Origin of the sequence: Nonomuraea composti (assembly GCF_012034275.1) — a bacterium.
Lineage (GTDB): Bacteria > Actinomycetota > Actinomycetes > Streptosporangiales > Streptosporangiaceae > Nonomuraea > Nonomuraea composti.
Window position 1 is genome coordinate 39,918 of the sequence record NZ_JAATEP010000024.1, and the last position, 22,714, is coordinate 62,631.

General features: G+C 68.0%; 21 protein-coding genes. 11 read left to right on the top strand and 10 right to left on the bottom strand.

Annotation, left to right across the window (positions count from 1 at the left end; translation table 11 throughout):
* Nucleotides 1-42: 42 nt before the first annotated feature.
* Together HCN51_RS30255 and HCN51_RS62450 are read right to left on the bottom strand one after the other, a co-directional pair.
* Nucleotides 43-552, bottom strand: coding sequence for an NUDIX domain-containing protein (locus HCN51_RS30255; protein ID WP_206068062.1), 510 nt, complete (start codon nt 550-552; stop codon nt 43-45).
* Between the two features lie 90 nt (nt 553-642).
* Nucleotides 643-1,557: an HNH endonuclease gene (locus tag HCN51_RS62450; RefSeq protein WP_206068063.1), complete on the bottom strand. Its 915-nt coding sequence runs from the start codon at nt 1,555-1,557 to the stop codon at nt 643-645.
* Nucleotides 1,558-1,793: 236 nt separating this feature from the next.
* Here HCN51_RS62450 and HCN51_RS30265 point away from each other — a divergent pair, with 236 nt between their 5' ends.
* Nucleotides 1,794-2,141 (top strand): effector-associated constant component EACC1, encoded by a 348-nt coding sequence (locus HCN51_RS30265; protein ID WP_168013947.1) that lies wholly within the window; start codon nt 1,794-1,796, stop codon nt 2,139-2,141.
* Entirely contained in the window at nt 2,138-3,763 is a 1,626-nt protein-coding gene (locus HCN51_RS30270; RefSeq protein WP_168013949.1) for a caspase, EACC1-associated type, read from the top strand. The genes HCN51_RS30265 and HCN51_RS30270 overlap by 4 nt, the downstream gene beginning before the upstream one ends.
* Nucleotides 3,764-3,902: 139 nt before the next feature.
* Here HCN51_RS30270 and HCN51_RS30275 read toward each other — a convergent pair whose 3' ends face one another.
* The 3 genes from HCN51_RS30275 to HCN51_RS62455 form a co-directional block, all read right to left on the bottom strand.
* On the bottom strand, nt 3,903-4,157 hold the full coding sequence (locus HCN51_RS30275; protein ID WP_168013951.1) for a GntR family transcriptional regulator: 255 nt from the start codon (nt 4,155-4,157) through the stop codon (nt 3,903-3,905).
* Nucleotides 4,158-4,995: 838 nt separating this feature from the next.
* Entirely contained in the window at nt 4,996-5,265 is a 270-nt protein-coding gene (locus tag HCN51_RS30280; RefSeq protein WP_206068065.1) for a hypothetical protein, read from the bottom strand.
* 371 nt (nt 5,266-5,636) lie between these two features.
* Nucleotides 5,637-7,235 carry a pectate lyase family protein gene (locus tag HCN51_RS62455; protein ID WP_206068066.1) on the bottom strand — a complete coding sequence of 533 codons (1,599 nt, stop codon included), beginning with the start codon at nt 7,233-7,235 and terminating at the stop codon, nt 5,637-5,639.
* 303 nt (nt 7,236-7,538) lie between these two features.
* On the opposite strand from HCN51_RS62455, the gene HCN51_RS30290 reads away from it, so the two are divergent.
* A complete protein-coding gene (locus HCN51_RS30290; protein ID WP_168013953.1) occupies nt 7,539-8,075 on the top strand; it encodes a hypothetical protein in 537 nt (178 codons plus the stop codon).
* Between the two features lie 106 nt (nt 8,076-8,181).
* A complete protein-coding gene (locus HCN51_RS30295; RefSeq protein WP_168013954.1) occupies nt 8,182-9,474 on the top strand; it encodes an ArsB/NhaD family transporter in 1,293 nt (430 codons plus the stop codon).
* Here HCN51_RS30295 and HCN51_RS30300 read toward each other — a convergent pair.
* Nucleotides 9,467-9,925, bottom strand: a complete 459-nt coding sequence (locus HCN51_RS30300) for a nuclear transport factor 2 family protein (protein ID WP_168013956.1) — start codon at nt 9,923-9,925, stop codon at nt 9,467-9,469. The two genes, HCN51_RS30295 and HCN51_RS30300, sit on opposite strands and share 8 nt — an antisense overlap.
* Before the next feature lie 82 nt (nt 9,926-10,007).
* Here HCN51_RS30300 and HCN51_RS30305 point away from each other — a divergent pair, with 82 nt between their 5' ends.
* Entirely contained in the window at nt 10,008-10,541 is a 534-nt protein-coding gene (locus HCN51_RS30305) for a TetR/AcrR family transcriptional regulator (protein ID WP_168013958.1), read from the top strand.
* A 22-nt stretch (nt 10,542-10,563) separates the two neighbouring features.
* Here the strand turns inward: HCN51_RS30305 and HCN51_RS30310 are convergent, their stop codons facing one another.
* Genes HCN51_RS30310 through HCN51_RS30320 form a run of 3 tightly spaced genes read right to left on the bottom strand, consistent with a single transcriptional unit; the run spans nt 10,564 to nt 14,296 of the window.
* Entirely contained in the window at nt 10,564-12,837 is a 2,274-nt protein-coding gene (locus HCN51_RS30310; RefSeq protein WP_168013960.1) for a xanthine dehydrogenase family protein molybdopterin-binding subunit, read from the bottom strand.
* Complete coding sequence (locus HCN51_RS30315) at nt 12,834-13,820, bottom strand: FAD binding domain-containing protein (RefSeq protein ID WP_168013962.1); 987 nt, start codon at nt 13,818-13,820, stop codon at nt 12,834-12,836. Before HCN51_RS30315 ends, HCN51_RS30310 begins: the two co-directional genes overlap by 4 nt.
* Nucleotides 13,817-14,296 carry a (2Fe-2S)-binding protein gene (locus HCN51_RS30320; protein WP_206068067.1) on the bottom strand — a complete coding sequence of 160 codons (480 nt, stop codon included), beginning with the start codon at nt 14,294-14,296 and terminating at the stop codon, nt 13,817-13,819. Before HCN51_RS30320 ends, HCN51_RS30315 begins: the two co-directional genes overlap by 4 nt.
* Nucleotides 14,297-14,389: 93 nt before the next feature.
* On the opposite strand from HCN51_RS30320, the gene HCN51_RS30325 reads away from it, so the two are divergent.
* Entirely contained in the window at nt 14,390-15,046 is a 657-nt protein-coding gene (locus HCN51_RS30325; protein WP_168013964.1) for a TetR/AcrR family transcriptional regulator, read from the top strand.
* A 120-nt stretch (nt 15,047-15,166) separates the two neighbouring features.
* Nucleotides 15,167-16,774 (top strand): cellulase family glycosylhydrolase, encoded by a 1,608-nt coding sequence (locus HCN51_RS61565; RefSeq protein ID WP_168013966.1) that lies wholly within the window; start codon nt 15,167-15,169, stop codon nt 16,772-16,774.
* Nucleotides 16,775-16,816: 42 nt separating this feature from the next.
* Here the strand turns inward: HCN51_RS61565 and HCN51_RS30335 are convergent, their stop codons facing one another.
* Nucleotides 16,817-17,830 carry a LacI family DNA-binding transcriptional regulator gene (locus HCN51_RS30335; RefSeq protein WP_168013968.1) on the bottom strand — a complete coding sequence of 338 codons (1,014 nt, stop codon included), beginning with the start codon at nt 17,828-17,830 and terminating at the stop codon, nt 16,817-16,819.
* 111 nt (nt 17,831-17,941) lie between these two features.
* Between HCN51_RS30335 and HCN51_RS30340 the strand changes: the two genes are divergently transcribed.
* From HCN51_RS30340 to HCN51_RS30355, 4 genes are read left to right on the top strand one after another with little or no spacing between them, the layout of a single operon-like run.
* Entirely contained in the window at nt 17,942-19,213 is a 1,272-nt protein-coding gene (locus tag HCN51_RS30340) for an ABC transporter substrate-binding protein (protein ID WP_168013970.1), read from the top strand.
* Complete coding sequence (locus HCN51_RS30345) at nt 19,210-20,121, top strand: carbohydrate ABC transporter permease (RefSeq protein WP_168013972.1); 912 nt, start codon at nt 19,210-19,212, stop codon at nt 20,119-20,121. The genes HCN51_RS30340 and HCN51_RS30345 overlap by 4 nt, the downstream gene beginning before the upstream one ends.
* Nucleotides 20,118-20,882, top strand: a complete 765-nt coding sequence (locus tag HCN51_RS30350; RefSeq protein ID WP_168013974.1) for a carbohydrate ABC transporter permease — start codon at nt 20,118-20,120, stop codon at nt 20,880-20,882. The genes HCN51_RS30345 and HCN51_RS30350 overlap by 4 nt, the downstream gene beginning before the upstream one ends.
* Entirely contained in the window at nt 20,875-22,707 is a 1,833-nt protein-coding gene (locus tag HCN51_RS30355; RefSeq protein WP_168013976.1) for a beta-L-arabinofuranosidase domain-containing protein, read from the top strand. The genes HCN51_RS30350 and HCN51_RS30355 overlap by 8 nt, the downstream gene beginning before the upstream one ends.
* The last annotated feature ends 7 nt before the right edge of the window (nt 22,708-22,714 follow it).

Here is a 22,714-nt window from a genome sequence, read left to right on the forward strand (position 1 = left end):
GCTGAGCATGAGGACGAAGTGCCGGGGGATCGGCCTGCAGGATCAACGATCTTTGCCTGTACTGACCTTCGCATCGCGTTCGGAAGGCAGAAAGATCGTCTGGTGGCTCTTGCGGGCAGCGCGAGCGGCCGGGATGCGGGCAGCGGTCGCGGCGGGCAGTTTGGTGGCCGCTTCTCCCCAGGGCCAGAACTGGGCAGCGTCGAGCTCCTCGGTCTGCAGCCGAATGCGGGAAGGATCGGCGATGGTCCCACCGTCGAAGACGAAGTTCATCATCGGCCGCCGCCGATCCCCGGCCGGCGGCATCCAGTCGACCACGAGCAACTTGCCAAGCTCGACCTGCAACCCGAGTTCCTCACCGATCTCGCGAACGGCACACGCGTGGGGTGGTTCGCCTTCGTCCACCATCCCACCGGGCATCGCCCAGTGGCTGCGGTAGTTGGGCTTGACCAGCAGGACCTGATCGGCGTCGTCCGTGAGCAGCATGCACGCCGACAGGTGCACCGTGGGCAGGCTGGCATACCACTCCGCGGGGGGCAGAAAGGTCTGACTCACCACACGTACGCTACTCCGACGTAGCTTGCTGGCCTGGCTATTTTCTGTATTTCACTCGTGCGGCGCCGCTGCTACGTGCCGCGTTACTGTCTACACCAGCGCCCGAAACTTCTCATAGCGTTCTTCGAGAAGGAGCGGGTCTGGATGGTCACTTCGCCGTCTCGGAAGCGCAAGCTTGTGCTGGTGCATTGCTTGGAGCCCATGTTTCAGCATCGGTCCGTCGATTTCTTGAAGGATGTCACTTCGCACCTCGATGATCCCATCCGGCCGGACGCCGAGAATGTTTTCGTCGTACGCCGCATGGTGGATCTTGCAGAGGGAAACTCCGTTAGACACGGCAGGAACACCACGCGCCTCACGGTCAGGGACGATGTGAGCGGCATCCAGCAGTGCTGTATGCCGCAGACGGCACATGGCGCAGCAACTCTCGTACGCGTGGATCACACGTTGCCGAAACACGGGTTGATGCAACCGCTGCTTGGCGATTCTCAGTGAGTACCGGCGCTCGATCTCGCTCGTCACGCCATCAACCCTCAGATGTCGCTGAGCGTCCTCCAAGGCGACCGCGACCTGGGAGCGTTCAGGCTCTACAGCAACGATCCACACGGGGAAGAACGGCAAATACAACCCCTCCCCCACGCCAAAGAACCACAGCAGAGGCACGCCGCGGTCGGCAGCAACCTGCAGAGACACGTTGGTATAGTGCCGCGGATTCCCCTGGAACTTATATCGCAGCAGGCCGTCATCGCCAACGGCATCGTCATACGGCGCAGGCGCACCGTCGCGAGTGTACGTCGTCAAAATCGATAGCGCGGCGTCCAACATCTTTGGCTTTCTGATGCCCAACCGACTGTCAACTAGAGGCAGCGGTCGCCCTTCGAACTGGAAGGCGAGCAGCTCATCTCGACGGACAACAGGCTCTCCACGTGCACTTCTCTCACGGAGCCAGGCCATTGCCGCCGCTCTTACTCGTCCATCCACGTCGTCACGCACCGTATCGCTCACGACTGCTTTTCTACATCGATGACGATGGGACTTGCTAGAGGTCCATGAGACGCAGGCCCCTCAGGGAAGTCACACTCCTCCCTCCCCGGCTCCGCCATGACTCGCCCAGCACGGACGCGAAATCGGATATATAGGACTCTATCGCCACATACGCCCTCGAACGCACTAGATGCCGGCAAGGTACCTACATGCGGTGATATCATCCATCCCCCGCTGGGATGTTCGAGGAGCACAGAATGACCACGATAGGCATACAGCTAATCGGTGAACGATCAGATGAGGAACTCCGTTCGCTACATGCCTGGCTCATCAAAGATTCTTATCTTCGCCAGAATGCAGAAGTGAAGCTAGTGCCACAGCAAACACGACCTGGCACCATGGGCGACGCCCTGGATCTAATTTCGCTACTCGTGACCAGCGGCCTCCAGTTGCCTAGCTTCATAAGTACCCTAATGACCTGGCGAAGCACGCGCCCGAGGAAATCATCGATCGTCATCAAAAAGGGCGACACAACCATGACCATTACGGACACAGATCAAGAGACCGCCTTAAAGCTGTTTCAAGCGCTACTGGAGAAGCAATGAGTCTTCCCGATCCAGTTGAGTCACGTGCCATACTTATTGGCGTAAGCAAATTTGATCACCTCGCACAACTTCCTGCCGTAGAGAACAACCTAACGGCGATGCGCGAGATCCTGCTAGCGCCGGATTTGTGCGGCCTGCTGGCTGAAAACTGCACGGTCGTGCACAACCCTAGCAGCCCAATAGAACTGATACATCCCATACGGCAAGCGGCAGAAAAAGCCAAGGACATGCTATTGGTGTACTATGCCGGGCACGGGTTTCCTGATCCTACTGGGCGCGATCTAACCTTATCGGTCACATCCTCAGACGGCATCAACGCTTATCTTGCTGCCGATTACAGGCACATCCGCGAGCTTTTGCGCACCTGCACAGCCCGACGAAGAATCGTGATTCTTGACTGTTGCTTCAGCGGCCTCGCTTTGAACCATATGGGAAGCGACAGTACTCCAGCCATTCAGTTGGCGAATGTGGCCACTCAGAGTGGTACGTATCTGATGGCCGCTGCCTCCGAGAACGGTCTTGCGGATGCAGGCGATGAGTACACTACCTTCAGCGGCCAGCTGATCAAATTAGTGCGCGAAGGGATCCCAGAAGAAGCGAATTTGTTAAACCTTGAAACGCTCTTCAACCATCTAGCCGCAACACTTCGCGAGAACACTGCCACTAGCCCTCAGCAACGCGAAAGCGACCATGGCGGGAAGTCGCCCCTATTCAAAAACCGCAGCTACTCGCGGTCAATTCCACCCATGGTTCAAGGAGGACGGTATGGAGATCTAGAAGGGGTTACAGTAGGCCAGCTGTTCATGAGCAGACGAGAGCTGTATGACAGTGGAGTACATCGGCAGCTTCAAGCTGGAATTTGCGGCACCGCTAAACGGGGCGGAGCAGAGTCGATTGTCGTCTCCGGTGGCTACAAGGACGATGAGGATCTAGGCGACATCCTTTTCTATACCGGCCATGGTGGCCGGGACCCCAACACCGGTGTGCAAGTACGGGATCAAGCGCTGGGAGATCCTGGCAATGCGGCACTTGTAACAAACATGGCGACTGGAATGCCCGTGCGGGTTGTTCGAGGCGCAGGAGGCAAAAGCAGATTTTCACCGGAAGTCGGATACAGGTACGATGGGCTCTTCGTCGTTACCAATTACTGGACCACACTGGGTGCTGATGGTTTTCAAGTCATACGATTCCGTCTAGAAAAGTTCAACAAGCCCCGTCGGGGATCACACACGTACCTTAATCCGGGTCGCTGGTCACCTGCAGATGATGATGGCGTCTATACAGACAGGTCTCTAGCCGCAGAGCTAAAAGACATCTACAACTACTCATGCCAGGTATGCTCCACCACCTTGCAACTTCCGGGAGGGCTCCGTCTCGCTGAAACTGTTCATATCAGAGACATAGAAGCTCCTCATCGAGGCTCCGACACCTTGGCTAATATGCTATGCCTCTGCCCGAATCACTACAATCTCTTCCGGTTCGGTGCCATTGTAATTGACGCCAACTTTGCTGTGATCGATCAGGTGACGGGTGAGTCCATCGGCCCTCTTTTGGTGAAGCACTCCATTGACCGTGAATCACTTGCATATCATCGAAAGCGGCACATGTTGGGCGGGCACTAGCGCCCAAAGATGGTGCGAGTGAAGTCCGTTGAGTTCTCGCGCTCTTCTCATCTTCGAAAGCCCCCAACCGCTTGTGGCTACGGCTGGGAGGCCCAGCGAGCTGGCCACGATAAGTTTGCTACCTCAGGAGAGAATAGGATCATCCGTCCTGAGGCCAATGGGCCCTGGGCGCGACGAACGTCCCGCGGCCCTGGATCGTGACCACCCAGCCCTCCTCTCGCAACACTTCCATGGCACGCCGCACTGATCCCCGAGCGATGCCGTGCTCTTGCTGCAGCGAGCTCTCGGAAGGCACCAGTTGCCGTTCCTCCAGGTCGCCGGCCTTGATGCGTTTCCTGATGATCCGAGCTAGTTGCTCGTAGATTGGTGTGGGGTCGAGCTGGTCGATCCTCACACGACAACACGTTAAGGACGTACATGCATGGGAGTTACGTCGGGTACGAGCTATACGTACCGAACGTGTCGTACGTGTCGGACGTACGCTGGCGAGCAAGCCGATAAGGCCCGCCCCGGCGGTGATAGCGCCGAGGCGGGCCCTTGATCGGACAGAGGAGGTCCGACGCCATGGGCAACACACTCACAGATGTCCGATTCACACCCCTGCTTGCGGCGGAGGTGCGGGCCGTGCTGGAGAGGCACGGTTACCGGCTGCCGAAAGAGGGCGGTCACGTTCACGGGCTCGTCATGGCGCGGGTCCCGCAGAGCTCAAGAATCTCGTCGAGATCTTCGAAGGGCGCGTCCGGTGAGTGCTCCGGGTGAGATCCCGGACTATCACGGGCCGCACGTCCGGCCGCCCCTCACCGACCACATCAAGCTGGCGTGGTAGGGGCCCGCCGGGCGAGTACTGCGTATCCGGGTCATCTCGCACAGCTGCACCTGTCAGGTGGTGACGTACGAGCTTTGCGCCGCCGGTGGTCAGGGATTCGTTCGCCGTACGGATCGTAGGAGGCGGACCGTACGCGAGACTTCCTGGACGTCGACCGCGGCCGCGAGGCGGACGTTCGAGCAGATTCTGAACGGCGAGGCCGCGTAGGGGTGGTGCGGCAGACGACGGCGCCCTCCTTACTCGTCTGCCGTCAGGTCTTTTGCGATGCCCACCAGGTCGGGTTGTTCGGCGAGCGTGAGAGCGAGCAGCTGGATCTGCGCTGACCTATGATCGGGCGCAGGCAAGGTGACGGGCCACTATGAGCACGTCTGTCCTTCGCGGCGATGGTTCATCCCGATGGGAGTGGTCACGCGTCGGTAGGCCATTCCTGGGGCTCGTGGCGGACAGCGGTCAGGTGGCGTTGGGCCATGTGCCGCACGCCTTCGCGCAGCTTCTTGTGGAGGGACGGGTCCATGCCCTCTGCGATGAGGACGGCGTCCGTGAAGGCGTCCACGCTTGTGAAGGGCGACTGTTCGAGCAGCTGCTGTCGCTTCTCGGTCGGGAGGCAGAACCCCTTTCGGGTGCAGAGCTCATCCAGGAGCCACTGCACCTCATCGGGCCGGACGCCCTCCTCCATATGTGAAGTATGACCTGAGAATTGATGTCGGCCGATGGGCCGGGTACGGCTTGTCGGCAGCCGAGGATGTCCCACTCCTGCTCAGGGGCCACTCCGCACAGGTAGGTGGCCTCCTTGAGCAAGCGGGGTGTCGGCTTGATTGCCGGTTGTGCCGGTGCCAGTTGTGGCCGTTGCCAAAGGCAGGACCGGGGGCGCTTGGCGAACAAGGACGCGGAACTCGGCCCAGGCCGGGGGTCCGGGTGCCGGGAGGCCCCCGGCAAGGGGGTGTGGGGGAGCTCGGCTCCCCCACAGGGCGCTGCCCGGAGTCCAATGCGCGAAGCGCTGCCAGAAGCGGAGGACCGAGCAGTGAGCTTGGGGCTTCCCGGTGCCCTTCAGATCTTGCCGACGCCGGCGCCGGACATGACCGCGGTCTTGATCGTGTTCGGGTCTGCCAGCGTGTACGAGTAGTACGTGGACGGTTCCTGGACGGTGCCGCTGCAGTCGGGCGCCCCGGAGTCGTCGGCGAAGACGTTGTTGCGGGCGACGCACCGTCCCGAAGGACCGGCGTACGAGTTGGTGACCGGTTCCTCCACTCGTTCGAAGTAGTTGCCCTCCACCAGGCAGCCGGCATCAGCCTGGCAGGCCACCCCGACGTCGGTGTTGTACACGTAGTAGTTGTTGAACACGTGGACGGGCTCGCCGAAGCGGACGCGGGGGTTGCGTTGCGGGGTGCGGTCGAACCAGTTGTGGTGGTAGGTGACCTTGAGGCGGCCGACGTCCTGGGCGGCGTTGCCGTCGTCGTGGCCGAGCAGCATGTTCTTGGTGTGGTTGTGGGTGTGGTTCCAGGAGACGGTGATGTAGGAAGAGCCGCGCTTGATGTCGATGAGGCCGTCGTAGCCGTCGGCGAGGTCGTTGTGGTCGATCCAGATGTGGTGGCTGAACATCTGGACGTTGATGGAGTCGTCGGTGGCGCCGCGGAAGGTCAGGTTGCGGATGATGACGTTGTGGACGGCGTTGGCGGGCGGGGTGGTGATAGAGTCGTCGGCGGGCAGGCCGATGTTGAGTCCGCCGCCGGTGAGGCCGGAGGTGGCGCCGACGCCGAGGATGGTCTTGTCCGAGGTGACGTTGTGCATGCCCGACGGAAGGGTGATGGTGCCGAGGACGCAGACGGTGAGGGGGCCCTGCCGGCCGATCGCGGCGAGGAATTCGGCGGCCGTGTCCACGGCGACGGTGGGTCCGCCGGCGCCGCCGGTGGTGCCGTTCTGGCCCCAGGCGTTCACCGAGGCGAAGCCGACGGGTGAGCCGGCGGGCGGCAGGCAGCTTCCGGGCGGGATGGTGGGCACGGTGGGTGAGACGGTGGGGCCGCCGAGGTCGGTGACGAGCACGTCGTCGAACGTGGCGCTGGCGTAGTAGCCGGCCAGGCCGGCCCGCCCTGAGGCGAACGTGGTGTCCGTGGCGGTGGCCACCTGCACGTCGTTGACGAAGCCGCGCAGCGTGCTGCCGAACGCCTCCAAGCGGACGGTGTGCCACTCTCCGGGCGTGATGGTGGCGGAGCCGGTGGCGAGGGTAATGGGCGCGCCGCCGGTTCGCTTGCCGAGGACGGCGGTGCCCGCGTTGGTCAGGCCGAGGAAGTAGTAACTGCTGGTGCTCTGCGCGCGGGCGAGCACGGCGGCGTACCGGCCGGAGCCGTTGTAGGAGATCGGCTTCACGCGGGCCTGCACCGCCTGGTCGGTCCAGCCGCTGCCGGCCAGGGCCCGGGCGTCGGCGCTGGTGCCCGACTGGCGGTAGGCCGGGGAGCCGTCGGTCACCACCGACCAGCTGCCGCCGGAGCGGGACCAGCCGGCGGCGTCGCCGTCCTGGAAGTCGTCGTTGAACAGGGTCGCGGCGGACGCGCTCGGCATGACCAGGAGGGCCATGACGAGAGCCGTGGCGAACGCGGCGGCGATGAAGGGCACTCGCCATGTCGCGTGGAGCTGGTTGTTGCTGCGCACCGTGGAGCCTCCGGGGGTGAGGGGCGGCGACGGGGCGCGTGTGCTGTTTCGACAGCGAAGACCGCCCTGGTCGCGCTGCCTGACGGGACGAGCTTCACATCTTTATGCAACCGATTGTTAGGCGCGTCAACCGGTTTGGTGTGCAGTTTTGTTGCAGGATGAAGAGTGGCTCTCGCAAGCGATTGTAAGAGGCATCGTCACGGTAGGTGATGTCTTCTGCCGATCGCGTGATCCCCGCCGGGCTCGGCGGCTATCTTGGGGGGCTCCATCCGCCGGAGCCGACACGAGAGCCTACGCACCCCCATGGACGAGCACGTCATCACGACCGAGTGGGTCCCTTTCGCCCCCGACGAGATCGCCTACCACGACTACGTCGAAGGCACCTACAACACCTTCTCGTGCACCTGCCACCAGCCCCTGGCCGACCGTGACGCGGCCACCCGCCATGCCGCTGAGTGGGGCCGGTGCATGATGTGTCTCGGGTCCGGGACGATCTCCATCAACCCGCACGCCAGCAGCGGGTGCGACAGTTGCGCCGGGTCGGGGCGGTCGGAGCCGGGCACGGTGATGGTTCAGGCGCGGGTGACGGCGAGCTTCGTCAGGGAGGTGGCCGCGCTGCTGCCGGCGGAGTTCGGGCTGTGCGACGTGGTGACGGTGCTGCTCGATCGGCTGCCGCCGGCGCGGGACCGCGGGGCGGAGGCGCTGCTGTCGGTGGCGGCGGGGCTGATCAGGTATCTGGAGGTGCAGGGCGAGGTGGTGCTGTGCTCGGTGCCCGACTACGTGCCGGGGGACGGGGCGGAGCAGCGGCACCACGACCCCCGGTGGATCCGCGTCTCCTGATCGATACGGTGGGTCCGAAGTAACCCGCCGAGCACGGTGGGTCGGAAGTGACCCGCCGAGCACGGTGGGTCGGGAGTGGTCCATCGAGCGAGGAGTGCGCCCCGAGATGACGGTGACGGCCTGGGCGGCGGTGGCCGTCTTTCTCGGAGCCTACGCGCTGATCGCCACCGAGCGGGTGCACCGGGTGGCGGCGGCGCTCGGCGGGGCCGGCGTCATGCTGCTGTTGCACGCCACGCACGCGGGCGCGGCGTTCTTCTCGCAGTCGTCCGGTATCGACTGGAACGTCATCTTCCTGCTGCTCGGCATGATGATCATCGTCGGGGTGCTGAAGCAGACGGGGGTCTTCGAGTTCCTGGCCATCTGGGCCGCGAAGCGGGCGCGCGGGCGGCCGTTCCGGTTGCTGGCGTTGCTCGTGCTGATCACGGCGAGCGCGTCGGCGCTGCTGGACAACGTCACGACCGTGCTGCTGATCGCCCCGGTGACGTTCCTGGTGTGTGAACGGCTGGCGCTGCCGGTGGCGCCGTTCCTCATCGCCGAGGCCATGGCCTCGAACATCGGCGGCACCGCCACCCTGATCGGCGACCCGCCGAACATCATCATCGCCAGCCGGGGCGGCCTGACGTTCAACGACTTCCTGGTGCACCTGGCGCCGCTGATCGTGGTGCTCATGGTGGTGTTCATCGGGTTGTGCCGGTGGTTGTTCCGCCGCAGCTTCCGTTACGACCCGGAGCTGGCGGCCGAGGTCATGGCGCTGAACGAGCGGGAGGCGATCGCCGACCGGCGGCTGCTGTGGCAGTCGCTGGCGGTGCTGGCGCTGGTGCTGGCGGCGTTCGTGCTGCATCCGGTGCTGCACTACGAGCCGTCGGTGGTGGCGTTGCTGGGCGCGGGGGTGCTGGTGGCGGCCACGAAGGTGACGACGGAGGAGGCGATCAGCGAGGTCGAGTGGCCGACGCTGGTGTTCTTCGCCGGGTTGTTCGTCATGGTGGGGTCGCTGGTGGAGACGGGGGTGATCAGGCAGGTCTCCGACGCGGCGGCCGCCGCCACGCACGGGCAGCTCGGGCTGACCACGATGGTGCTGCTGTGGGCCTCGGCCGGCCTGTCGGCGGTGATCGACAACATCCCGTACGTGGCCACGATGAGCCCCATCGTGGCCGACCTCGTGCAGGCGAACGGCGGCGGCGAGCACGCCCAGGTGCTCTGGTGGGCCTTGGCGCTCGGGGCCGACCTGGGCGGCAACGCGACGGCGGTGGGGGCGGCGGCGAACGTCGTGGTCGTCGGCATCGCCGCCCGCAACGGCACCCCGATCAGCTTCTGGCAGTTCACGCGGTACGGGCTGGTCGTCACGCTGGTCACCGTGGCGGTGTCCACCCCGTACCTGTGGCTGCGTTACCTCACCTGAGCGGGAGCACGTCGATGCCGCGTTCGTCGTCGCCGCGCGGCCCGAAGATGCGCCGCTGCGACTCCTCGATGCGCACGTCGTTGATGCTGGCCTCCCTGCGCCGCATCAGCCCGGACGCGTCGAACTCCCACTGCTCGTTGCCGTAGCTGCGCCACCACTGGCCGGCGGCGTCGCGGGACTCGTACTGGAAGCGGACCGCGATGCGGTCGCCGAGCACCGCCCACAGCTCCTTGCGCAGGGCGTAGTCGAGCTCTCTGTCCCATTTGCGGCGCAGGAACGCCCTGATCTCGTCGCGTCCGGTGACGAACTCGCCGCGGTTGCGCCACACCGAGTCCTCCGTGTACGCGAGCGCGACCTTGTCGGGGTCGCACGTGTTCCAGGCGTCCTCGGCGGCCTGGACCTTGATCCGGGCGCTCTCCTCGGTGAACGGCGGGACGGGCGGGCGGGACATGGCGGCCTCCTCGACACGTGAGAACGGTCGTTCTCGCGAGCTATCGTAGAGAACGACCGTTCTCCGGAGCAAGCGAGGTGCCATGGAACACGCCGAACGACTGCTCGCGGCGGCCGGCGAGCTCTTCTACCGGCGCGGCATCCGGGCCGTCGGCATGGACGACGTCAGGGCCGCCTCCGGGGTGTCGCTGAAGCGGCTCTATCAGTGCTTTCCCTCCAAGGAGGCGCTGGTCGTGGCCTATCTGGAGCGGCGCGACGAGCGGTGGATGGGCTCGCTCACCTCCTACGTGGCGGAGCACGGCGGGTCGGCCGAGGCGGTGTTCGGGTGGCTGGAGCGGTGGTTCGCCGAGGACGGCTTCCGCGGGTGCGGGTTCGTCAACGCGTACGGGGAGCTGGGCGCCACCTCGGAGGCGGTCGCCGAGGTGGCGCGGCGGCACAAGCGGCGGCTGCGCGACTACCTGCGCGGCCTGGTCGCCGACGACCTGCTGGCCGACCAGCTCCTCGTCCTGGTGGACGGCGCCACCGTCACCGCCATGGTCGACCCGGAGCGGGCGACCCGGGCGGCACGCGCGGCCGGCCAGGCCGCCCGCGCGCTCATGACGGCTCGCGAGAAATAGACAAACCGAGTGAGCAAGCCGCTCACAGCAGCTTGTCGAGGGTGATCGGCAGGTCGAGCACCCGCTTCCCCGTCGCGTGCCGCACCGCGTTGGCCACCGCCGCCGCGGCCCCCGTGATGCTCACCTCCCCCACCCCGCGCAGCCCCAGCGGCATGCCGGAGTCGGGCTCGTTCAGGCAGTGGACGTCGATGCGCGGGATGTCGGCGTGCACCGGCACGTGGTACTCCGCCAGGCTCGCGTTCATGATCCGCCCGTTGCGGTGGTCGATCAGCGTCTGCTCCGACAGCGCCATGCCGATGCCCATCACGATGCCGCCGCGGAGCTGGCTGGCCGCCGTCCTGGCGTTGATGACGGTGCCGACGTCGAAGACGCCGAGCCAGCGCGAGACGCGTACCTCCATGGTGTCGGGATCGACGCGCACCTCGCAGAACTGGGCGCCGGTCGCCGCGCGCACCCAGCGCCTGCGCTCGCGCAGCGTCCGCGCCATGAAGCCGAGCATGCCCGCCTTGCTCTCCACCTCCACGTGATCGCGGCCGGCCGCCGCCAGGATCTCCGCGTACGTCTGACCGGCGGCCCCCGCGTACAGGCCGCCGTCGCGGGCCTCCACCTCGTCCGGTTTGCGGCCGCGCAATGGCGAGCCGGGCGAGCGGCGGACCAGGCCGAGCAGGGTGCGCTTCAGCTTGGCAGCGGCGTCCTGCACGCCCGCCGCCGCGCTCGCGGTCTGCGTCGAGCCGCCGGCGCCGGGCGCGACCGGCAGGTCGGAGTCGCCGTACTCGACGCGTACGGACGCCAGCGGCACCCCCAGCTCGTCGGCGGCCATCTGCCCCAGCACGGTCGCCGTGCCCATGCCCATCTCCTGGAGGCCGCAGCGCACCACGGCCGTGCCGTCCGCGTTCAGGCGGATCGTGACGTTCGCCGGCATCCGCAGCGACGGGTGGTAGGCCGTGGCCACTCCCATGCCGACCAGCCACCGGCCGTCGCGCATGGCGCCCGCGCGCGGGTCGCGCTCGCGCCAGCCGAACCGCTCCGCCCCCAGCGCGTACGCCTCCCGCAGCCTGCGGTGCGCCAGCCGCTGCCCGCCCACCGGGTCGCGGTCGGGCTCGTTGAGCAGGCGCAGCTCGACCGGGTCGAGGCCCAGCTCCCAGGCCAGCTCGTCCACGGCCGACTCCAGGGCGAAGGTGCCGATGGACTCGCCCGGCGCCCGCATGAACGTGTTGGCCAGCAGGTCGAGCCGGACGGTGCTCTGCCGCAGGTGGATGTTGGGGGCCGCGTACAGGTGCCGGGTGCCGGCGGTGATCGGCTCGCCGTTGCCGCCGCTGCGTCCCGTCCTGGACACGGTGGTGTGGAGGACGGCGGTCAGCTTCCCGTCGGCGCCGGCGCCCAGCGCGACCCGCTGGATGCTGCCCGTCCGCCCGCCGACCGTGTGGTAGACGCCCTCCCGGGTGAGCGCGAGCCGCACCGGGCGGCCCGTCGCGCGGGCGGCGAGCACGGCGAGCAGCGTGCCCGCCCACACCGAGCCCTTGCCGCCGAACCCGCCCCCGACGTAGGGGGACAGGACCCTGACGTTGCGCTCCGGCACCTCGAAGCGCTGGGCCAGGTGCTTGCGCGTCCACGTGATGTTCTGGGTGGCCTCGTGCACGGTCAGCCGGTCGCCGTCCCAGACGGCGGTGGTGGCGTGCGGCTCGATCGCGTTGTGGTTGTGCGGCGGCGTGGTGAAGGTCAGGTCCACCTTGTACGGGGCGGCGGCCAGCGCGGCCGGCGCGTCGCCCTTGGTCGCCTCGGCCTCGCTGATCAGGTTGCCCTTCTGGGGGACGGCGTTGCCCTGCTCGGCGGCCAGGTCCACCGCGGCGGGCAGCTCCTCGTACGACGGGCGCACCAGCGAGGCCGCGTACCGGGCCGTCTCGGGGGTCTCGGCGACCACGACGGCGACCGGCTGGCCGTTCCAGAGCACCTCGTCGGTGGCGAGGTAGTTGACCGACGTGCCGGCGACGAGCGTGCTCAGATCGAGGAAGCTCACCTTGGGGGCGGGCTTCATCGGCCGGGTGTTCTGGTGGGTGAGGACGTCGATGACGCCGCGCACCGCCAGCGCCTCGGCGGTGTCGATGCCGGTGACGCGGCCGCGCGGGATCGTGGCGTGCACGAGCGCCGCGTAGGCCAGCCCTGGGTACGGGTACTCGGCGGCGAAGCGGGCCTCGCCGGTGGTCTTGGCGGGGCCGTCGACCCGGTCGATCGCCTGGCCGACGTACTTCTCCGTGGTGCCGGTGCGCGGCTCGGTCTCGGCGTACCTGATGCTCATCGGGCCGTTCCTCCCAGCTCTCGCAGCGTGGCCGTGATCGTGGCCACGGCGAGCCGGGCCTTGAACGCGTTGCCCTCCCTGGTGGTGGCGCTCGCCAGCTCCGCCTCGGCGGCGCGGCGGAAGGCGCCCTCGTCGGCCGGGCCGCCGAGCAGCAGGCGCTCGGCCTCCGTGGCGCGCCACGGCTTCGGGGCGACGCCGCCCAGCGCCAGCCGCACGTCGGTGATCGCGCCGTCGCGCACCTCCAGCGCCGCCGCTACCGAGACGAGGGCGAACGCGTACGAGGCGCGGTCGCGGACCTTGCGGTAACGGGAGTTGGCGGCGGCCGGGGCGGGCGGCAGCTCGACGGCCGTGACCAGCTCGCCGGGGGCCAGCGCGGTCTCGACGTCGGGGGTGTCGCCGGGCAGCCGGTGGAAGTCCGCCATCGGGACGCGGCGGGTGCCGTCCTGGCCGCGTACCTCCACGATCGCGTCGAGGGCGGCCAGCGCCACGCACAGGTCGGACGGGTGCGCGGCGATGCAGTGCTCGCTGACGCCCAGGATGGCCGTGCTCCGGTTGAACCCGCCGAGCGCGTCGCAGCCGGCGCCCGGCTCGCGCTTGTTGCAGGCCGAGGCGTGGTCGTAGAAGTAGGGGCAGCGGGTGCGCTGGAGCAGGTTGCCGCCGACGGTGGCCATGTTGCGCAGCTGGGCCGAGGCGCCCGACAGCAGCGCCTGCGACACCATCGGGTAGCGGGTGCGCACCCGCGCGTCGGCGGCCAGGGCGCTGTTGCGGACGAGCGCGCCGATGCGCAGCCCGCCGCCGGGCAGCTCCTCGACGGTGTCGAACGGCAGGCCGGTGACGTCCACGACGGTGTCGGGGCGTTCGATGCCCTCGCGCATGAGGTCCACCAGATTGGTGCCGCCGCCGAGGAACTTCGCGCCCGGCCCGGTGGCCGCGCGCACCGCCTCGTCGACGTCGGCGGCCTTGACGTAGGCGAACGGTCTCATCCGGAGACCTCCTTGATCGCGTCCACGATGCCGTTGTAGGCGCCGCAGCGGCACAGGTTCCCGCTCATGCGCTCCCTGATCTCGGCGTCGTCGAGGCCGTGCGAGCCGGTCACGGCGCTGGGCATGCCGGCCTCGTACTCCGCCAGCATGCCGATCGCCGAGCAGAGCTGGCCGGGCGTGCAGTAGCCGCACTGGAGCCCGTCGTTGCGCACGAACGCCTCCTGCAGCGGATGCGTCACGCCCTCGATCGTGGTGATCTCCCTGCCGTCGTACTGGACGGCCAGGGCGAGGCACGCGTTGATCCGCACGCCGTCGGCGAGCACCGTGCAGGCGCCGCAGGCGCCCTGGTCGCAGCCCTTCTTGGGGCCGGTCAGCCCGAGCCGCTCGCGCAGCGCGTCGAGCAGGCTCACCCACGGCTCGACGTCGAGGGACTCGACGGAGCCGTTCACCTTCATCCGTATCTCGGTCACTGGCATCCTCCCGGCTTTGCACCGGACGCTAACAGAACGACGTTCCCTTAACAAGTGAACGCTGTTCTTTTAAATCCGCGCCAGTATGCTGAGGACGACATGACGCGGTCGGCATTCCTCCGGGCCCGGCGGCCCGAGCACAAGCAGCAGCGGCGCGAGGCCATCCTCGCCGCCGCGCGCGAGCTCGCCCGCACCTCAGGGGTACGCAACGTCAGCCTGGGCGCGGTCGCCGAGGCCGTAGGGCTGGCGAAGTCCAACATCGTGCGATACTTCGGCACCCGCGAGGAGATCTACCTGGAGCTGCTCATGGACGAGTGGCGCCAGTGGGGCGAGACCGTCGCCGAGCGCCTGCGCACGGTCGGCTCCACCGCCGAGGCGGTGACCGTGCTCGCCGAGACCATCGCCGACCGGCCGCTGTTCTGCGACCTGCTCGGCCACGCCTCCACCAGCCTCGAGCACAACGTCTCCGTCCCCGCCGCCCGCACGTTCAAGCACGCGGTCCTCGACCAGGTCGTCGCGATGGGCGCCGAGCTGGCGCGAGCGACCGACCTCACCGAACGCGAGGGCGCCGAGCTGGTCGGCGCCGCCAGCGGGCTGGCCGGCATGCTCTACCCGGCCTCCAACCCGCCGCCCGCGCTCGCCCAGGTCTACGCCGAGGACCCCGAGCTGGCCGCCACCTGCCCGGTGCTGCTGCCGACGCTCCTGCGGGCGCTCTCCGCGCTGGCGGCCGGCCTGCCCACGCTCAGGGAACGGTGAAAGTTTCACCCCTCTCCAGGCATTCCTGACCGCCTGTCACTCCTTCGCTGTACATCGGAGCGGTTTCTGCGGACCATGTCCCCTACCTAACCGGTTAACACCACCAGAAGGGCACCCCCCATGATCAAACGACTCGGGCTCGCGGCGGCGGCGCTCCTGTCGCTGCTCGTCTCGATGCTGATCGTCCCCGCGCCCGCGCACGCCGCGGTCGGGCTCCGGGTCAGCGGCACCAAGATCCTGGAGGCCAACGGGAACGCGTTCGTCATGCGCGGCGTCAGCCACGCGCACACCTGGTACGCCAGCCAGACCAGCTCCTTCGCCAACATCAAGGCCCTGCGCGCCAACACCGTGCGCGTCGTGCTCAGCGGCGGCCGATGGACCCCCAACAGCGCCACCGACGTGGCCAACGTCGTCTCCCTGTGCCGGCAGAACCGGTTAATATGCGTGCTCGAAAACCACGACACCACCGGGTACGGCGAGCAGAGCGGCGCGTACACACTCGACCAGGCCGTCGACTACTGGAGCAGCGTCCGCAGCGCCCTCACCGGCACCGAAGACTTCATCATCGTCAACATCGGCAACGAGCCGTACGGCAACAACAACGTCTCCGCCTGGACCGCCGCCACCAGCAACGCCATCACCCGCATGCGCGGCCTCGGCTTCCAGCACATGCTGATGGTCGACGCTCCCAACTGGGGCCAGGACTGGCAGTTCACCATGCGCGACAACGCCAAGACCGTCGCCGCCGCCGACACCCAGAAGAACACCGTGTTCTCCATCCACATGTACGGCGTCTTCGACACCGCCGCCGAGATCACCGCCTACCTCGACGCCTTCCAGAGCGCCGGCCTGCCCCTCGTGATCGGCGAGTTCGGCTTCAACCACTCCGACGGCGACCCCGACGAGGACACCATCATGGCGCAGGCCGTGTCCCGCGGCATCGGCTACATCGGCTGGTCATGGAGCGGCAACGGCGGCGGCGTCGAATACCTCGACATGGTCACCAACTTCAACCCCGCCGCCCTCACCACCTGGGGACAACGCATCTTCAACGGCGCCAACGGCATCGCCGCCACCTCCCGCGAAGCCACCTACTTCAGCGGCGGCGGCACCGACACCACCGCCCCCACCACACCCGGCACCCCCGCCGCGTCCGGCATCACCTCCACCGGCGCCACCCTCACCTGGACCGCCTCCACCGACTCCGGCGGCTCCGGGCTCGCCGGCTACGACGTCTACCGCGAGCAGGGCACCACCGACCCGCTCCTCGGCTCCTCCACCACCAACTCCGTCACCCTGACCGGCCTCACGCCCTCCACCCAGTACCAGGTGTACGTGCGGGCACGGGACGGCGCCGGCAACCAGTCCCCCGCCTCCGCCCTCGCCACCTTCACCACCTCCGGTGGCGGCACCGGCGGCGGCTGCACCGCCGCCGGGACCGTGCAGAGCCAGTGGAACGGCGGGTACGTCGTCCAGCCCGTCACCGTCACCAACACCGGCACGTCCGGCATCACCGGCTGGACCGTCACCTTCACCCTGCCCGCCGGCCACACCCTGGCCGGCTCGTGGAACGCGTCGGTGAGCGTCAACGGCCAGACGGTCACCGCCAGGAACGCCGGCTACAACGGCACCGTGGGAGCCGGGGCCTCGACCAGCTTCGGCTTCCAGGTCACCCGGCCCGGGGGGAACACGGCGACGGTCAGCTCGTACACGTGCGCCGCCTCCTGACGTCCTGAAGCGGGCCGCCCCCACGCCCGGGGGCGGCCCGCGTCAGGACACTCCGGGTGGGGAGGTGGAGTCGCGGATGACGAGTTGGCAGGGCAGCGTGTGGACGCCCGGCGTGGCCTTGCCGTCGATGGCGGCGAACAGGTGCTGGGCGGCCGTCCGGCCCAACACCTCCAGGTTCATGTCCACGGTCGTCAGGGCGGGGCGCGTCTCGGTGGACAGGACTTCCCAGTTGTCGTAGCCGACCACCGCGATGTCGTCGGGGACGCGCCGCCCTCGTTCCCGTACCGCCTCCACGAAGCCGGCGGCGATCTGGTCGCTGCCGCAGAAGACGGCGTCGATCTCGGGCTCGGCCATCAAAAGCATTTCGGCGGCGTGCCGGCCCCACCGCTGTGACCACACGCCTGAGAGCGTCTGACCGGCCTGTTCGACGCCTGCTTCGGTGAGGGCGCGGTGGAAGCCTTCCTCGCGGTCGCGGGCCGCCTTGTAGTGGGTGGGGCCGGTGACGTGGGCGATGCGGCGGCGGCCGAGGGCGAGGAGGTGGTTGACGGCCATGGCGGCGGCGCCGACGTCGTCGGGGACGAAGGAGACGTCCGAGGGGTCGTCGGAGGGGCCGTAGGCGTAGACGACGGGGACCGGCAGGTCCTTGCTGACGGACGGCCGTGGGTTGGTGCTCTCCCCCACGACGATGAGGCCGTCCACGCGCCTCGACAGCAGGGCGCGCAGGTGGTGCTGCTCCCGGATCGCGTCCCCGCGCGCGTCGCAGAGCAGCACCGCCATCTCGCCGGCGCCGAAGGCGTCCTCGGCGCCGAGGAGGACGGGGATGCCGAAGCGGCCGACGCTGTCGGAGGTCAGCAGCCCCACGGTCCTGGTCTGGCCGGACAGGAGTCCTCTGGCCAGGGCGTTCGGCTGGAAGGAGAGCTCGGCCGCGGCGGCGAGCACGCGTTCGCGCGTGGCCGCCCGCACGTCCTGGCGCCCGTTGAGCGCTTTGGAGGCCGTGGCGATCGATACCCCCGCCAGCGAGGCCACGTCGTTGATGGTCGCCCGCTTACCCGCCATACTTCGAAACCCTTTTCGGTGATTTGTGAACCGCTTAGCACCATAGCACCCATTGACATGGGCTCATGTTTCTTCTACGTTTCCGAAAACCTTTAAGTCCAGGAGCAGATCATGAGACGAAGGCTGGCCGGGATCTCCCTCCTCGGTGTGTTAACGCTCACAGCAGCGGCCTGCGGCAACAGCGGCGGTGGTGGCGGCGGGACACAGCAGGCGGACGGCCCCGTGACCATCACCATGTGGACCCGCGCGGCCACGCAGACCCAGAGCGAGCGCCTGGTCGCGGAGTACAACAAGACCCACAAGAACCAGGTCAAGCTCACCGTCATCCCCACCGACAACTACCAGCCCCGCATCGCCGCCGCGGCCGGCGCCAAGCAGCTGCCCGACGTGTTCGCCGCGGACGTCATCTTCGTCCCGAACTACACCTCCCAGGGCCTGTTCATGGACATCACGGACAGGATCGCGGCCCTGCCGTTCAAGGACAAGCTCGCACCCTCGCACATGAAGCTGGGCACGCTGGACAACCGCCAGTACACCCTCCCTCACACTCTGGACCTGTCGGTCTGGTTCTGGAACAAGGACCTGTACGAGAAGGCCGGTCTCGACCCCGAGCAGGGCCCCAAGACGCTCAAGGAGTTCGCCCAGCAGGCCACCACCATCCAGGAGAAGCTGGGCAAGGACGGCAAGGTGCACGGCACCTTCTTCGGCGGCAACTGCGGCGGCTGCTACGTCTTCACGTTCTGGCCGTCCGTCTGGGCCGCCGGCGCGCAGGTCATGGACGACAAGGGCACCACGTCGCTGAACGACCGGCCCGCCATGACCGAGGTGTTCAGGATCTGGCGCGAGCTGTACGAGAAGAAGGTCACCGGCCCGACGGCCAAGGAGGAGCAGGGCCCCACCTGGACCGGCTTCTTCCCCAAGGGTGAGATCGGCGTGATGCCGATGCCGTCCACCACGCTCGGCCTGATGCCGAAGGACATGAAGATCGGCGTCACCCCGATCGCGGGCCCGGACGGCGGCGAGTCCACGTTCGTCGGCGGCGACTCGGTCGGGATCTCCGCGACGTCGAAGAACGCCGACGCGGCCTGGGAGTTCGTCTCCTGGACGGTCTCGGACCAGGCGCAGGTCGAGGTGATGGCCAAGAACAAGGACGTGCTCGCGCGGACGGACCTGGCCAGTAACAAGTACTCAGCCGAGGACCCGCGCGTGGTGCTGATCAACTCGCTGGTCGCCAAGGGGCAGACGCCGTTCGCGCTGCGGTTCGGCCAGACCTACAACGACCCGCAGGGCCCGTGGCTGCGGCTGGCCAGGGAGGCCGTCTTCGGTGACGCCTCGAAGGTGCCGCAGCTCAACGCCGAGATCACGAAGTCGCTGCAGCAATGACGCTGACGGTCACGCGCTCCAGGCGGGCGGCTCACAGTGCGCCGTCCGCCCGGTGGCGCAGCAGGAAGGTGCAGGGCTGGCTGTACGCGGCTCCGACGGCCGTCATCGTGAGCGTGTTGTTCCTCGCCCCGCTGGTGCTGGTCGTCTGGATGTCGCTGAACCGCTGGCCCCTGCTGGGCCAGGCCACGTTCAACGCTCCCGCCAACTATGTCAAGATCGCCGACAATCCGCTCTTCCTCGACGCGGTCGTCTTCACGCTGAAGTACACGGCCATCACGACGGTGCTGCTGTCGGGGGTGGCGCTGGGGCTGGCGCTGCTCGTGCAGGACCGCCGGCCGGGCATCGCGTTCTTCAGGACGGCGTTCTTCCTGCCGGGCGCGGTCGGGTTCGCGGCGGCGGGCCTGCTGTTCTACGGGATGCTGAACAACGACTTCGGCCCCATCGACCCGATGCTCCAGGCCCTCGGCATCACGAGCGAGCCGGTCAAGTGGATCGGCACGCCGAACATGGCGCTGTTCTCCACGATCACGCTGGTGATCTGGCGCTTCGCCGGGTTCAACATGCTGATCCTGCTGACGGGGCTGCAGGCCATCCCGACCGAGGTGTACGAGGCCGCGCGCAGCGACGGCGCGAACCGCTGGCAGATCTTCACCAGGATCACGCTGCCGCTGCTGCGCCCGACGCTGGCGCTGATGCTGATCCTCAGCGTCACGGGCTCGCTGCTGGCCTTCGACCAGTTCTTCGTCTTCACCAACGGCGGCCCGGACAACAGCACCGTCTCCATGGTGATGGTCGTCTACCGGGACGCGTTCTTCCGCTTCGACCTCGGCGGCGCCGCGGCCCTGTCGGTCGTGCTGCTCGTGGCCCTGGTCGGGCTCAACACGCTGATGATGCGGAGGCTCCGTTGAGCCGTTACCTCACTTTGTCCGCTCTGGCGGTGCTGTTCCTGTTCCCGCTGGTGTGGAGCGGTTACGCCTCGCTGGAGGAGCCGTCGAACTACCTGGAGATGGCCCGCTTCGGCGAGGGCATCGACACCTACGCCGTCAACAGCGTGCTGGTGTCGGTCATGACGGTGGCCGGCACGCTGGTCGTCTCGGCGCTCGGCGGCTACGGCTTCGCCCGCTTCGACTTCCCTGGCAAGAACGTGCTGTTCCTGGCCACGCTGGCGATCCTCATGGTGCCGTACGCGACGATCCTGATCCCGCTCTACGTGCTGCTCGGCTATCTCGGGTTGCAGAACTCGCTGGTCGGGCTGTCGCTGGTGTTCGTGATGTTCCAGCTCCCGTTCGCGTTGTTCATGATGCGCAACGCGTTCGAGGCGCTGCCGCGCGAGCTGGAGGAGGCCGCGCTGGTGGACGGCTGCGGCACGTTCCGGGCGTTCGCGCGGATCCTGCTGCACGCGGTGCGGCCGGCGCTGATCACGGTGGGCCTGTTCGCGTTCCTGGCCTCGTGGAACGACTTCTTCGCGCCGCTCATCCTGCTCAACGACGGATCGTCCTTCACGCTGCCGGTGGCCGTGGTGAGCATGACGCAGCACACGTTCGGCGCCATCGACTACGGCATGCTCCAGGCCGGCGTGATGGTCATGGCCCTCCCCTGTCTCGTCCTCTTCATCGTTCTGCAGCGCCACTACGTGCGCGGATTCATGTCAGGAGCTCTGCGTGGCTAATCCCGTCCTGCCCTCTTCGGGCGTCCTCGCCCCTCTCGGCCTCGATTCCGTACGCGTGCTGCCGGGTTTCTGGGGCGACCGGATCGCGCTCAACAACGAGGTGACGATCGCCCACTGCCAGGAATGGGAGGAACGCGAAGGCTGGATCGGCAACTTCCGCGGTGAGCGGCCGCGCAGGGGGCGGGAGTTCAGCGACTCGGAGATCTACAAGCTGCTGGAGGCGATGGCCTGGGCGGACCATCCGGGCCTGCCCGCCCTGGCGGAGATCGTGGCGCGGGCGCAGGAGGGCGACGGTTACCTCAACACGCGCTGGTCGGGCAGCCGTTACACCGACTTCGAGTGGGGGCACGAGCTCTACTGCTACGGCCACCTGATCCAGGCGGGCGTGGCGCGGCTGCGCAGGCACGGCGCGGACCAGCTCACGGAGGTCGTGACGAAGGCGGCCGACCACGTGTGCCGCCGTTTCATGGACACGAACGAGACCTGCGGCCACCCGGTGATCGAGATGGCGCTGGTCGAGCTGTACCGGGCGACCGGCACCGAGCGGTACCTGGAGATGGCCCGCCGCTTCGTCGAGCGGCGCGGCCTGCCCGCGCTGGCCGACATCCCGTTCGGGCGCGGCTACTACCAGGACGACGTGCCCGTCCGGCAGGCGCAGGTGTTCCGCGGGCACGTCGTGCGCGCGCTCTACCTGGCCTCGGGCGTCGTGGACGTGGCGGTCGAGACCGGCGACCAGGAACTGCTGAAGGCGGTCGAGTCACAGTGGGAGCGGACGGTCGCGCGGCGCACGCACCTGACCGGCGGCATGGGCTCGAGGCATGCCGACGAGTCGTACGGCGAGGACTACGAGTTGCCGCCGGACCGGGCATACAACGAGACGTGCGCGGGCATCGCCTCGATCATGCTGGCGCACCGGCTGCTGCTCGCCACCGGCGACGCCCGCTACGCCGACCTGGCCGAGCGCACGATGTACAACGTGCTCGCCACCGGCGTGGCGCTGGACGGGAAGTCGTTCTTCTACGTCAACCCGCTGCACGTGCGGGTGCCGGCCACGCCGCTGGACGGCGTCAACCACGCGGCGGAGGGCGGGCTGCGCTCGCCGTGGTTCGACGTGTCGTGCTGCCCGAACAACATCGCCCGCACGCTGGCCTCGCTGCCCGCCTACGTGGCCGCGGCGAAGGGCGACGGGGTGCTGATCCACCACCTCACCCCGGCGGAGATCCGCTCGGGACGGCTGGCGCTGCGGGTGGAGACCGGTTATCCGTGGCAGGGCTCGGTGAGCGTGCGCGTGCTGGAGGACGGCGCGGGCCGGATCGGGCTGCGCGTCCCGGCCTGGGCGACGGAGGCCACGCTGGCGCACGTCCCGGCCTCCTCCCCGGACGCGCCGCTGCCCGAGGGCCCGGTCGTGCGGCCGGTGGACCCCGGCTACGCCTACGTGGAGGGGCCGTGGCGGGCCGGCGACGAGATCCGGCTCGAACTGCCAATGCGGCCCCGGTGGACCGTGCCGGACCGGCGCATCGACGCGTTGCGCGGCAGCGCCGCCGTGGAGCGGGGGCCGCTCGTCTACTGCGCGGAGTCGGTGGCCGACGAGCCGCCGCTGGCCGGCGTGACCGCCCGGGTGGAGCCGCCGGTGGAGCACCAGGCGGACGGCGTGGTGGAGCTGGAGGTGGGGGCGCGGCTGGCGTCCGGGAGCGACGGCTCCTGGCCGTACGGGCCCGCGCGCACGCCTGAGGACGGCGCGGAGGTGCGGCTGCGGCTGGTGCCCTACCACCGCTGGGGCAACCGCGGCCCCGCGACCATGCGCGTCTGGCTTCCGACGATCTAGGAGAGGT